This is a genomic window from Limnohabitans sp. 63ED37-2 (assembly GCF_001412535.1).
Classification (GTDB): domain Bacteria; phylum Pseudomonadota; class Gammaproteobacteria; order Burkholderiales; family Burkholderiaceae_C; genus Limnohabitans_A.
In genome coordinates, this window is sequence record NZ_CP011774.1 from 2,603,769 (window position 1) to 2,616,168 (window position 12,400).

At 62.6% G+C, this 12,400-nt stretch carries 12 protein-coding genes; 2 read left to right on the top strand and 10 right to left on the bottom strand.

The window, feature by feature from the left end:
* Positions 1–5 precede the first annotated feature (5 nt).
* Positions 6–596, bottom strand: coding sequence for a carboxymuconolactone decarboxylase family protein (locus L63ED372_RS12175; protein ID WP_062406182.1), 591 nt, complete (start codon positions 594–596; stop codon positions 6–8).
* A gap of 255 nt (positions 597–851) precedes the next feature.
* On the opposite strand from L63ED372_RS12175, the gene L63ED372_RS12180 reads away from it, so the two are divergent.
* Entirely contained in the window at positions 852–1,550 is a 699-nt protein-coding gene (locus tag L63ED372_RS12180) for a glutathione S-transferase family protein (RefSeq protein ID WP_062406183.1), read from the top strand.
* Positions 1,551–1,558: 8 nt separating this feature from the next.
* A complete protein-coding gene (locus tag L63ED372_RS12185) occupies positions 1,559–2,263 on the top strand; it encodes a hypothetical protein (RefSeq protein WP_231624491.1) in 705 nt (234 codons plus the stop codon).
* Here the strand turns inward: L63ED372_RS12185 and L63ED372_RS12190 are convergent.
* The 9 genes from L63ED372_RS12190 to L63ED372_RS12230 form a co-directional block, all read right to left on the bottom strand.
* Positions 2,260–2,751, bottom strand: a complete 492-nt coding sequence (locus L63ED372_RS12190) for a GNAT family N-acetyltransferase (protein WP_062406184.1) — start codon at positions 2,749–2,751, stop codon at positions 2,260–2,262. The two genes, L63ED372_RS12185 and L63ED372_RS12190, sit on opposite strands and share 4 nt — an antisense overlap.
* A 14-nt stretch (positions 2,752–2,765) precedes the next feature.
* A complete protein-coding gene (locus L63ED372_RS12195; RefSeq protein WP_062406185.1) occupies positions 2,766–3,629 on the bottom strand; it encodes an isocitrate lyase/PEP mutase family protein in 864 nt (287 codons plus the stop codon).
* On the bottom strand, positions 3,626–5,029 hold the full coding sequence (locus L63ED372_RS12200; protein WP_062406186.1) for an FAD-dependent oxidoreductase: 1,404 nt from the start codon (positions 5,027–5,029) through the stop codon (positions 3,626–3,628). Before L63ED372_RS12200 ends, L63ED372_RS12195 begins: the two co-directional genes overlap by 4 nt.
* Positions 5,030–5,033: 4 nt before the next feature.
* Positions 5,034–5,636, bottom strand: a complete 603-nt coding sequence (locus L63ED372_RS12205; protein ID WP_062406187.1) for a cysteine hydrolase family protein — start codon at positions 5,634–5,636, stop codon at positions 5,034–5,036.
* 239 nt (positions 5,637–5,875) lie between these two features.
* Positions 5,876–7,951, bottom strand: coding sequence for a hydantoinase/oxoprolinase family protein (locus L63ED372_RS12210; protein WP_062406188.1), 2,076 nt, complete (start codon positions 7,949–7,951; stop codon positions 5,876–5,878).
* Positions 7,948–9,621, bottom strand: coding sequence for a hydantoinase B/oxoprolinase family protein (locus L63ED372_RS12215; RefSeq protein ID WP_197275267.1), 1,674 nt, complete (start codon positions 9,619–9,621; stop codon positions 7,948–7,950). Before L63ED372_RS12215 ends, L63ED372_RS12210 begins: the two co-directional genes overlap by 4 nt.
* Positions 9,618–10,121 carry a LeuD/DmdB family oxidoreductase small subunit gene (locus tag L63ED372_RS12220; protein WP_062406189.1) on the bottom strand — a complete coding sequence of 168 codons (504 nt, stop codon included), beginning with the start codon at positions 10,119–10,121 and terminating at the stop codon, positions 9,618–9,620. Before L63ED372_RS12220 ends, L63ED372_RS12215 begins: the two co-directional genes overlap by 4 nt.
* Positions 10,118–11,398 (bottom strand): 3-isopropylmalate dehydratase large subunit, encoded by a 1,281-nt coding sequence (locus L63ED372_RS12225; RefSeq protein ID WP_062406190.1) that lies wholly within the window; start codon positions 11,396–11,398, stop codon positions 10,118–10,120. The genes L63ED372_RS12220 and L63ED372_RS12225 overlap by 4 nt, the downstream gene beginning before the upstream one ends.
* Positions 11,395–12,387 carry a Bug family tripartite tricarboxylate transporter substrate binding protein gene (locus tag L63ED372_RS12230; protein ID WP_082431794.1) on the bottom strand — a complete coding sequence of 331 codons (993 nt, stop codon included), beginning with the start codon at positions 12,385–12,387 and terminating at the stop codon, positions 11,395–11,397. The genes L63ED372_RS12225 and L63ED372_RS12230 overlap by 4 nt, the downstream gene beginning before the upstream one ends.
* Between the last annotated feature and the right edge of the window lie 13 nt (positions 12,388–12,400).

Here is a 12,400-nt window from a genome sequence, read left to right on the forward strand (position 1 = left end):
ATGGATCAGGCCAACAAGCGCTGGCGAATCTCCAGAGGGCTCAGCACCTGAAGGGGTTCAGCACCACCACCGGGAATACCCACTTGTGTGGCGTTGAGCAGCATGGACACCATGACATAGGTGCCCGACAAAACCGTGAGGTCTACCACTGCTTGTTCTCCCATGCTGGCCACCGCTTCTTGCCACAAGCCATCGGGCACGCGGTGGTTGAGTGAGAGCTGAATGCAAAAGTCATACACCAAGCGTTCGTCCTCTTGCATGCTGCTAGGGCGCTGGCATTGCTGCAAATCGCGCATGACCGCATCCGAAAAACCCGCCTTGCGGGCAATGGTCTCGTGTGCCCACCACTCGTATTGCGCATTCGAAATACGCGCCTGAATCAGGATGGCGAATTCGTTCAGGCGTTTGTTGACCGAGGTCTTGAAACGCAGGTAGTCCAGAAAATCAAAGGCACGCCGGGCCATGTCGGGGCTGCGCAGCAAGGCGTTGTAAGGGCCGCCAAGCGCCGCGCTGGACACCTTCAGGATGTCGTCGGCCAAAGGCCGCACCTCGGGGGCTAATTCGTCATAGCGGATCTGGGCCAATCGTTCGGTCATGAAGCATTCCTGCAAAAAAAGGGGGCAACACCAAAGCTCGGGCACAAGCCCCTATTCAGCAAACCCGAACAGCCAACTTGCCCCAAGCGACGGGCGAACGTAACAACAAAGCGCAGCCCTCTGAGTCACACACATGACTGAGTGCCTGACCGAAGAGCGCGGGGTCTGGGCGACACTGTTGTCTGTTGGCACCTAGGGCCTTGACCACTTGGCCTGTCACCCCACACCTTCACCGCTATTGGATGGAACACTCACATGCTCAAATTTTTCTTCAACGCCGCCCCCAACCCCATGAAAATCGCCTTGCTGCTTGAAGAGCTGGAGCTGCCTTTTGAGGCCGTGCCGGTCGACACGCGCAAAGGCGAGCAATTTGCACCCGCCTTTCTGGCCGTCAACCCCAACGCCAAAGTGCCCGCCATCACCGATGGCGACGTGACGGTTTTCGACAGCAACGCCATCTTGCTGTACCTGGCCGACCGTGAACAAAAATTCATGCCCAGCATCGCACAGGGCAAGGAGCGGGGCGCGGCGCTGTCCTGGCTGCTCTTCATCGCCAGCGGCATTGGGCCGTTTTCTGGCCAGTCGGTGCACTTTCGCCACGCAGCGCCCGAGCCCAAAGAGTACGCCCTGAACCGCTACGACTTTGAAGCCCATCGCCACTGGACCGTGCTCGAAAAACACCTGGCACACAACACCTACATGTTGGGCGAGCACTACAGCATCGTTGACATGGCACTGTGGGGTTGGGCCCGCATGCTCCCTTATGTGCTGGGCACAGGTGAGGCCACCTGGACACAATACCCCCACATCAAACGCGTGCTGGATCAGGTCAACGCCCGCCCAGCGGCCCAACGTGCCGAAGCCTTCAAGGCGAAATACACCTTCAAGGCTGAGATGGACGCAGATGCCAAGAAGTTCATGTTCCCGCAAAACGAACGCTTGAACAAAGCCTGAGGTAGTCCTTGAACCTCACGGGCGGCTGGCACTGGCACTGGCGAGCCTGGCGTTCACAAGAACGCTGGGCACCCGCTGCTGCACAGATTTCGGATTGGTTGCTGGCACAAACCATGCCGCGCCGACAACTGGTGTTGATCGGCGCCAGTGCAGGCTGGATGCTGCCCACCGATTGGCTGACCCAATTTGAGGAGGTGCATGCCTGGGACATTGACCCTTTGGCTGCGCCTTTGTTTCGCTGGCGACATGGCGCAGGTTTCAAACGTGAAGGCACGCGCTTGAACCTTCACACAGGCGATGGCTTGGCGCCACTGAGTGAATTGATACAAACCATGCCCAAGGCCTTCTTCTGGTTTGACAACGTCTTGGGGCAATTGCGTTTCACTGACCCATCGACGGATGCGGTGGTTCAGCGTTTAACAAACTTGCAACGTCAGCTCAAGCGCGTTGCATGGGGCAGCGTTCATGACCGGATGTCAGGCCCCCACACCCCCGGCACGAGCTTTCCGATGGCCCATCGCAGTGGCGCCGGATTGGCCATGGAAACCCCAGAAGGACAAGCTTGGCTGAGAAAAATGGGTGCGATCAGTCCTTGGCTAGACCACTTGACCGAGGGCGTTTTACCCCAAGGCACCCCCGTGCAATACACCGCGTGGGCATTCAAAGCAGGGTATGCGCATTGGCTCGAAATGGGTTGGACTGAGCCGTCTTAATTTCGCAAATCCAGGGCCCAATACTGCCCCACCAGATCGTGTCCAAACGAATGGTGTTTCTCCTCAGACAACAAGACAAAACCCGCAGTTTGGTAGATGTGCCGGGCTGCGTGCAGGATGTCGTTGGTCCACAAAGTCAGTTGTTGGTAGCCCCGCGCTTTGGCAAACGCGATGCATTCTTGCGTCAGGCGTCGGCCCAGACCCGTGCCGCGCATCTCGGGCTCCACGTAAAGCAAGCGCAGCTTGGCTTGTGTGTCCGAGACCTTGACCACAAACACCGAACCCACCACCCGGCCTTCGCACTCGGCAATCCAGGCATTTTCTTTTTCAGGGTCCAGATTCTTGACATACTGCGCGGCGATCTCGGCCACCAAAGCCTCGAACGTGCCGTCCCAGCCGTATTCCTGCGCGTACAACAGGCCTTGCCGATGCGCCACCCAACCAATATCGCCCACCTTGAGGCCGCGTAAAGCGATGTTGGGCTTCATGTCTTTTGACCGGCCTAGTAGCGCTGCCCCAGTGCCAGCAACTCAGGGGTCTCAATGACCGCGTTCAGGCCATCAAAATCCAGCATCTGGTCTTGCCAGGGCCGTGTGGTCTGGTGGGTGTGCAGGCTGGCGTAATAGCCTTGCAGCGTGTACAGCACAGCCCGCGCGGTGCCGCCTGGAAAGATCACGATCTTGAAACCGCGATGGCCCAACTCGGCCGCGCTTTGCACCGGCGTTTTGCCGCCTTCGACCATATTGGCCAAAAGCGGCACGCGCTGGGCAAACTGCACACAGGCGCGGTTCATTTGTTCATCGGACCGGAGCGCCTCGATGAAGATCGCATCCACACCGCATTCCAGATAGCGTTCAGCCCGCTCCAGCGCCGCGTCCAGGCCTTCCACGGCCACCGCGTCGGTGCGGGCCAGGATCAAGGTGTTCTGGTCGTGACGGGCGTCCAACGCCGCACGCAGCTTGCCCTGCATCTCGGCCACCGGCACCACGCCCTTGCCGTCCAGATGCCCGCAGCGCTTGGGGAAAGTCTGGTCTTCGATCTGGATCATCGCGGCCCCGGCCCGCTCGAAGTCGCGCACCGTGCGTTGGGTGTTGAGCGCATTGCCAAAGCCGGTGTCGGCGTCCACGATCACGGGAATGTTCACCCGGTCGGTGATGTGGGCCAGGGTCTGCGCCACTTCGGTGGCGGTGGTCAGGCCGATGTCGGATCGACCCAATCGCGTGTAGGCGATCGATGCGCCCGACAAGTACACGGCTTCAAAACCGGCTTGCTGGGCCACCAACGCGGTGAGCGCGTCGTACACACCGGGGGCGAGCAAGGCCTGGTCTTGTTGCAGGCGCTGGGCCAAAGTGTGTGGCTGACTCATGGCGCCGAATCCTTCAAAAGTTGTTGTGCACTGTGTGCCGCAATGTGCCCACCCGCGATGGCGCTGAGCAAGCCGTTGCCTGACAAATAACCCCAGACCGCTTGCCCCGACACGCCCCGCGCTGCGCCGCCTGCGGCCAGCACATTGGGCAAGGGCGTACCGTCTTGCCGCAGCACTCGGGTTTTTGCGTCGATGTCCAGACCCCCTTGGGTGTGGAACAAAGCGCCCGTGACTTTGATGGCGTGAAACGGCGCTTGCAAGGCGCGTTGGAAGGTGCGGCCCGTGGCCGGGTCGGTGCACGGTTGCACCGCGTTCAAACTGGCTTGCAAAGCGTCTGGCGGGCAGCCGATGAGTTGCGCCAGTGCAGCCACATCGCCCGCGTGCTGCACCGCCCCCGCGCCTTGCGCCGCCACAAAGTCTGGAAAATCTTGCGCAAAATTCAGCAGTGCATCGTCGAATACGTTCCAGGCCACGCCACCGGGCTGTGCCAACACATGCACCGCTGCCTCCGAGTAGCCTTGGGTTTCGTCGTGAAAGCGCTGGCCTTGGGCGTTGATCTGCACGCCACCTTCCATCATCAACGCCCACGAAATCAAAGCCCCTTGTGGCACGGCCCAAGAGCCATGCCCCTGGTACGCGCCCAAGTCGGCCAATCGCGCACCCAGTTGTTGGCCCCAGGCGATAGCGCTGCCGTCGTTGCCCACATGGCCCGCATAGGTGGCCTCGGCCATTTCGGGCAACATCTCTTTCACCATGGCCGTGGCCCCGCCAAAACCATTACAAGCCAAGATCACCGCATCACATCGGATGCGCTCGGTCTGGCCATCGGGCCGCACAAAACCCACACCGTGGATGCGCTGCGCATCGTCGGCCCACAGCTCGGTCACTTGCGCTTGTGTGAGCACCACCACGCCGGCGGCATCGGCCGCCGCTTGCAGGCGGCTCATCAGACCGGCACCGGTTTTTTCGGGCACGGCGTGCATGCGGTGGGCGCTGTGGCCGGGGTACAAAAAGTTGTCCAGTACCTGCCAAGGCAGGCCGTGGTGATTCGCCAGCGCGTCCATGGCGGGGCCGATGTATTGGGCATAGGCCTGCACCAAGTGCGGTGCGGCTTGGCCGTGCGCTTTGGCCTGGATGTCAGCGGCGAACGTCTCCACGCTGTCGGTGATGCCTTGCGCCTTTTGGGCCTGTGTGCAAGGCGCAGGCACAAAGCCCGAAGACAAAGCCGTGGAGCCTGCGGCAAAGGCATCGCGCTCCAGCACGACACACTCCACGCCCAAGCGGTGCAAAGCCAGGGCGGCCGTGAGACCACAAGCACCAGCGCCCACGATCACCACCGGCGTGTGGTCCTCGGCTTGCAAATCAGCAGCCCGGTGAACTTGCGGCAACGGCGCGTTCATGGCTTCAACCCAGTTGTTTCAAAAAGGTGGCGCTGTCCATCACATCGGCCACCGAGCCCATATCGGCCAGCGCGGCCTGGTGCGCGGCTTCACTGAAGGCGGCGCAACCGTCCGACAACACAATGGCGTGGTAGTCGCGCACATGCGCATCACGCACCGTGCTGGCCACGCCGCCGTTGGTGACGATGCCACACACCACCAGCGTGTCGATGTCCGATTTTTTGAGCACCCAGTCGAGCTGCGTGTTAAAGAAGGCCGAATACGCCACCTTGAACACCGAGACATCGACCAGCGGGGCAAGCACATCGACATTGGCCTGACCCCGGCTGCCCGGTGCAAAGTCACCTTGGCGCAAAAACGGGCGGCGCTCTTTCAGGTGCGCCGAGATCATGGGCTCGCCCTGCGCGTTGGGCCACAGCGTGAACAGGCTGGCGGTCACCAAACCGCCATGGGCCTTGATGGCACGCGCCACCGGGGCCATGCGTTCGGGCAGCTTCACCGCTTCAGCGCTCAGGGTGTTGCCCCGGGCATAAGCCCCATCGGGCGCCAGAAAATCATTTTGCAGGTCCACGATGACCATGCCCAATTTCGCGTTTTTCAAGTTCATCCGTTCTGCTCCATTCACTCACGGGTCAAACCCATTTTTCCGACATGCGCCACGGAACACCAGATGTCGGACCTGAAGGTACCGACCTACGGAAGCAGTTCTCCTCGTAGGTCGGTGGCTTCAGCCCTGACATGAGCCTGTGCATCACCACCAACGTCGGACCTGAAGGTGCCGATCTACGGAAATCCAATGCATCGATGTTCGATCAGGCACTGCCATCCATCTCACGGCCATCCCACTTAACCCTCGCTGCGCTCCACCAACAGGTTGCCCAGTTTGTCGACGCGGCCTTCAAAGCCGGGCTCCAACCACACGGTCGTGTCGGGCTGTTCCAAAATCGCGGGGCCTTGCACCACGGTGCCCACGGGCAGGCTCAGGCGCTCGTAGCGCTGCGCGGTCCACCATTGACCCTGGTGGTACACCTGCTGCTCGCCCACCGGGGCGGTGCGGCCCTCGCCTTGCGGGGCCAACACGGCCAAATCAAACTTGGGACGTCGCCCGATGCGGGCATAACGCAGGTTCATCACACGGATCACCGGGCCTTGCAGCACACGGCCAAAGGCGTGTTGGTAGGCCGCTTCAAACGCGGCCAGCAACCCTGCCGCGTTCAAAGCTTCGCGCTTGAGGGGCACTTGCAGGGTATGGGTCTGGCCCATGTAGAGCATGTCAAAGCTGATGACCTCGTCAACGCGCACAAAGTTCACAGCGGCAGAATCCAGGCGCACCTGGCAAGCCGCGGCCAGCGAATCCACGCGTTGCAGCAACTCAGGCCAAGCCACATCGACCAGCGCCACGTTCAGGGTCTGCACCGCGTCGTGGCGCATGTCGGCCATCACGCAGCCCAGCGCCGAAGTGACGCCCGGGTAACGCGGCACGATGCCGGTGGTCACGCCCACCTCGCGCATCATGGCGCAGACATGCAGGCCGCCACCGCCACCAAAGGGCATGTAGGCAAATTGGCGCGGGTCGTGCCCACGCTCAATAGATACCACACGGATCGCGCCAGCCATTCGGGCATTGGCCACCGTCAAGATCGCCTCGGCTGCGGCCAGCGCCGTCAAACCCAAAGGCTCGGCCACATGCTGGGTAATGGCTTGCTCGGACAAGCCCGAGTCGAGCTTTTGCAACAAGCCGCCACCCAAAGGCCGGTCGGCCGCAATGCGGCCCAGCAGCACATTGGCATCGGTCACGGTGGGGCGTGTGTTGCCGCGCCCGTAACAAGCCGGGCCGGGGATGCTACCGGCCGACTCGGGGCCGACTTGCAGCATGCCGCCCGCATCGACCGAGGCGATCGAGCCGCCACCGGCACCGATGGTCTCGATCTGGATCATGGGCGAGCGCACCACCAAACCAAATTCGATGGACGTTTGTGCGGCGAGTGCCGCTTCGCCCCCGGCCACCAGCGACACGTCAAACGACGTGCCGCCGATGTCGCCGGTGATGACGTTCTCAAAGCCCGAAGCGCGGGCGATTTCAGCGCATGCCATCACGCCTGCCGCAGGACCTGACAAGGCGGTGCGCACCGGCACATCACAAGCGGTCTGGCGCGACATGACGCCACCATTGCTTTGCACAATCAACAATTCACCGCCAAAGCCCTGGGCACGCAAGTCGCCATCGAGGCGCTGCAAATAGCTGCCCACCACGGGCTGCAAAGCCGCGTTCAAGGTGGCCGTGGAGCAGCGCTCGAACTCACGGATCTCGGGCAGCACTTCGCTGGCCGCCGTCACATAGCTGTTGGGCCAGATCTCGCGCACGGCCGTCACAGCGGCTTGTTCGTTGCCGGGGTTGGCATAGGCGTGCACAAAGAACACACACACTGCCTCGCAGCCTTCGGCCAGCAGGGCGCGGGCTTGTTCGCGCACCTGGTCCAGATCAACTGGCGTGTGCAACTGGCCATCGGCCAGCACACGTTCGTCCACTTCCAGACGCCAGGTGCGGGGCACCACAGGGGTGTAGCTGCCGCGCAGGCCCCAGGTTTGTGGACGGTCGCGGCGGCGCATCTCCAACACGTCGCGGAACCCGCGTGTGGTGATGATGCCGGTGCGGGCGATCTTGCGCTCCAGCAAAGCGTTGGTGCCCACCGTGGTGCCGTGCACGATGGTGGCGATCTCTTTGGCACCATCGGCCCCGGTGTTGCCGGTGACTTTGGCGATGCCGTTCATGAAGCCCCGGGCTTCTTCACCCCGGGTCGACGGCACCTTGACGATGCGGGCCTGGCCGGTTTTTTCGTCCAGCACAAACAGGTCGGTAAACGTACCGCCCACGTCCACGCCCACCACCCAATGCGGCTGATTCACTGCTGACTCGCTCATGCTTGTTCCTTGGTGTAACCCAGTGCGCTGTCTTTGGCACGGTCTTGCGCCGAGCGCTCAGCGGGCAACCCCCAGCCACCGCCGCCCGGGGTTTGCAGGCGCACGCGGTCGCCTTTTTTGAGGTGAATGCCCAGCATTTTGGAGACCATGGGTGGGGTCTTCCACTCGCCGTTCTGGCAGTACTCGAACACGTTGGGCAAAGCAGGTTGGCCGCCGTGGATGCCTTTGGGGGCCGACTTGCCACGCTCGCCAAAAATAAAGGCCTCGGCGCTGTCTTCGAGCAACTCGATCTCGTAAACTGCACCCAAGCCACCCCGGTGCTGGCCATCGCCCCCCGAGCCGGGGCGCAAGGCCCACTGCATGAAGCGCACCGGATAGGCCGCTTCCAGAATTTCCATGGGTGGGATGGTGGCGGTCGAAATCGGCGCGTTGCCGTGCGACAGGCCATCGCCATCGGAATGGCCGCCATGCCCACCGCCAAAAAAGCTGAACATTACCCAGCGCTGACCTTTGCGCTTGTCGTCGGTGCGGTGACCGGCAATCGACAAGGCGTTGATGGTGCCGTAGGCATGGGCCACAGCACGCTGCGGGTCGGCCAGGGCCGTGGCGCTGAAGATCACGTCGATCATGCGCAAGATGGTTTCGGTGTAACCACCCACCGGACGCGGACGCGAAGCGCTGATGACCAAGCCATCGGGAATCACAAAGTCCACCGCATCCAGCACACCCGCGTTGGCGGGCACATCGGGGAACACATGCTTCAAAGCCACATAACAAGCGGCCACCGCCGTGGCGCGTGAGATGTTCACCGGCCCAGCGCACTGGGCTGAGGTGCGAGAAAAATCCAGCGTCAACCGGTCACCGGCCACCGTCATGTCGAGCGCAATCGTCAGCAACTCGTCTTTCACGCCGTCGTTGTCCAGCACGTCTTCAAAGCTGTAGCGGCCATCGGGCAGGCTGGTGATATGTGAACGCATCAGCCGCACAGCGCGGGTGCGCAGCTCCACCAGGGCCTGCGCCACTTTGGCGTCGCCGTATTCGTCGAGCAGGCCGTCCAGGCGGCGGGCACCCAATTCGAGCGCGGCCAGCTGGCCGTTCAGGTCGCCCCAGAGGCTGTCGGGCAGGCGGGTGTTGGCCCGCAAGATGGCCAGCACGTCGTCGTCGAGCACACCGCCGCGCAGGATGCGCACCGGCGGAATCTGCACCGCTTCTTGCCAGCACTCGGTCGCCGCCGGGTTGTAATTGCCAGGCACCGCGCCGCCCACGTCGTGCCAATGCGCGGCCGATGCGAGGAAGCAATACAGCTGCCCGTTGCGAAAGCAGGGTTTGACCAGCTTGAAGTCGTTGGCGTGGGTGCCGCCTTCGTAGGGGTCGTTGAACAACCACACATCGCCCGGCTGCATGCCGCCGCGCTCAGCCGCCACACGCATGGCCGCGCGCACGGCAAAAGCCATGGCGCCCACAAACACCGGCAAGCCCGATTTGCCCTGGATCAGGGTGTCGCCGGTGATGGCGTCGTACAAGCCGTGGCAGGCGTCGTGTGCCTCGGCAATGATGGGGTTGAAGGCGCTGCGGTAGAGCGTCGCGTCCATCTCGTCGGCAATCTGTTCGAGTCGGCCGCGCAACACAGCCAAGGTGACAGGGTCCATCACAGGTTCAGTCGGATTCATGCAGGCTTTCTTTGTTTGAGCAGGGGCAGCAAGCCCCCGGCATCGACCATGTCCATCAAAAATTCAGGAATCGGGGCGCAGGCCAAGCGCTGACCGTTGGCGCGAATCACCACGGGGATATCGCCCTCAAACGACACGCCCACGCGCTCGCCCTCTTCGATCTTGACGGCGTCAGGGCAGGTCAAGAGCAGCAGGCCCAAATTGAAGGCGTTGCGGAAATACAGGCCGCTGTAAGACGGTGCGATCACCGCCGCCAGGCCCAGGTGCCGCAGCACACCGGCCGCCTGTTCGCGCGATGACCCGATGCCAAAGTTGGCCCCGGCCACGATCACATCGCCCTCGCGCACACCGGATGCGAAGTCTGTGCGCACCGCCTCCAGGCAATGCCAGCCGATCACTTCCAGGCCATGCTTCATGTAAGCGCCGGGGGCCAGGGCATCGGTGTCCACGTCTGCACCCAAGCGCCACACCCGTGCGTTGTCGAAACTGCGCTTGTTCATGCAAACACCTCGCGTGCATCGCTGATGCGCCCACGCAAAGCCGAGGCCGCCACGGTGTAGGGCGAGGCCAAGTACACATTCACGCTGGCCGGGCCCATGCGGCCTTTGAAGTTGCGGGCGGTGGTCGAAATCACGGTGGAGCCTTCAGGGAACGTCGCACCGTAGCCCGCACACGCGCCGCAGCTGTTGGGCAGCACCGTGGCCCCAGCGTCCAGCAAGGTTTGCATCACGCCTTCTTGGGTGGCCTGCGCTTGTTCACGCGCACTGGCAGGTGCCACCATGAGCTGCACACCCGCAGCCACGCGCTGGCCCTTGAGCACCGAAGCGGCTGCGCGAAGGTCTTCGAGCTTGGCGCCGGTGCAGGCGCCGATGTAGGCAATGCTGGGCGACACATCGACAAACTCGGCCACGTCCCGTGTGTTGGCTGGGCTGTGCGGCGCGGCCACTTGGGGGCTGAGGGTGCTGGCGTCAAAGTCCTGCTGCTCGTAGTCGGCGTCTGTGTCGGTGAACCATTGCTCGGCCCCGGCCAGATGCTCCGGTGCCACACCGATACCCCGCAGATGATTCAAGGTGGTCTCGTCGGCCGCGATCAGGCCCGCTTGCGCCCCCATCTCGGCACTCATATTGGACAGCGTCATGCGCTCGGCCATGGACAAGGCCTGCACCGCAGGCCCTGCAAACTCCACCGCCTGGTATTGCCCGCCGTTCATGCCAAAGCGCCCCACCATGTGCAGCATCATGTCTTTGGCTGACACGCCATGCTGCAAGCGGCCCGACCAATGCATGCGCAAGGTGCGCGGCACCTGCACCCAGATTTGGCCAGTGACACAAACGCCCAGCATTTCGGTGGCACCGATGCCGAACATGTAGCAACCAAAAGCACCGCCCGTGGGCGAATGCGAGTCGCCGCCCACACAAAACATGCCGGGCTTCAAGTGGCCCCGCTCGGGCAGCACCACATGGCAAATGCCCTCGCTGTCGATCACATGGGGCAACTTCCATTGTTTTGCCGTGTCGCGTGCGATTTGCACGATCTGCTGCGCATCCGCGTCTTGTGCGGGCACATAGTGGTCGAGCACCAGCACCACCTTGTTTTTGTCCCAGATTTCCGCGCCCAACTCGTCGAGCATGGGCTTCAAACGCCTGGGACCGGACGAGTCGTGGAACATGGCCAGGTCCACGTTGCAGGTGACCACCTCACCCACCGCCACATGGCTGCGGCCTGCCGCGCGGGCAATGAGTTTTTGAGCCAGGGTTTGCGACACAGCAGCGCTCATTCTGGTTTCGCTCCCGCGTACTGCACCACTTTGCGCCAACGCACGATCTCGCTGTCGATAAACCGGGCGAATTCTTCAGGGCTGTTGCCCACAGGCGTAGCGCCTTCGTTTTCGATGCGCCGCTTGACCTCGGGCGACTGCACGGCAGCGCGGGCTGCATCGGCCAATTTTTTGGCCACATCGGGGCTCATCCGGCCGGGGCCAAACAAGCCAAACCAGGCGCTGGACTCGTAGCCCGGCAGGCTTTCAGCAATCGCGGGCACATCCGGAAAAGCCGCCAGTCGCTTGGCGCTGGTCACGCCCAGCGCCTTGAGCTTGCCCGCCTTGATGTGCGACTGCACATTGCCGACCGCCGCGAACATCAAGTCCACCTGACCGGCCAGCACGTCTTGCACCGCCGGGGCCGTGCCACGGTAGGGGATGTTGACAATGAACACACCTGCCTGCATCTTGAACGCGTCACCCGCCATGTGCAAAGACGAGCCCAACGCACCAATGGCAAAGTTCAACTGGCCCGGCTTGGCTTTGGCCAGCTTGACCAACTCGGCCGCGTTGTTGGCGGACACCTTGGGGTGAGCCACCAGAATCGATGGCGAAGTGGACACCATGGTCAAGGGTGTGAAGTCTTTCACCGGGTCGAAGGGCAAACTGGGGTAGAGCGAGGCATTGATGGCGTGGCTGGTGAAGCTCATCAGCAAGGTGTTGCCATCGGGCGCGGCCTTGGCCACGGCGTCAGCCGCCAGGTTGCCGCCCGCACCGGGTTTGTTCTCGACCACCACAGTGCGGCCCAGCTGCGTGCCCAGCACGGTGGCCAAGGTACGGGCCATGGTGTCGGTGGTGCCGCCTGCCGGTGCGCCCACCAAAATTTTGATGGGCGGCTGGGTTTGGGCTTGCACCCAACCGGAGGTGGCCGCACAGGCCCAAGCGGCACTCCAAAGCAGAGCGCGGCGTGTTGCCCAAGAGCGATTCGATGGGTATGTGGTTGTCATGTGGCTGTCCTCC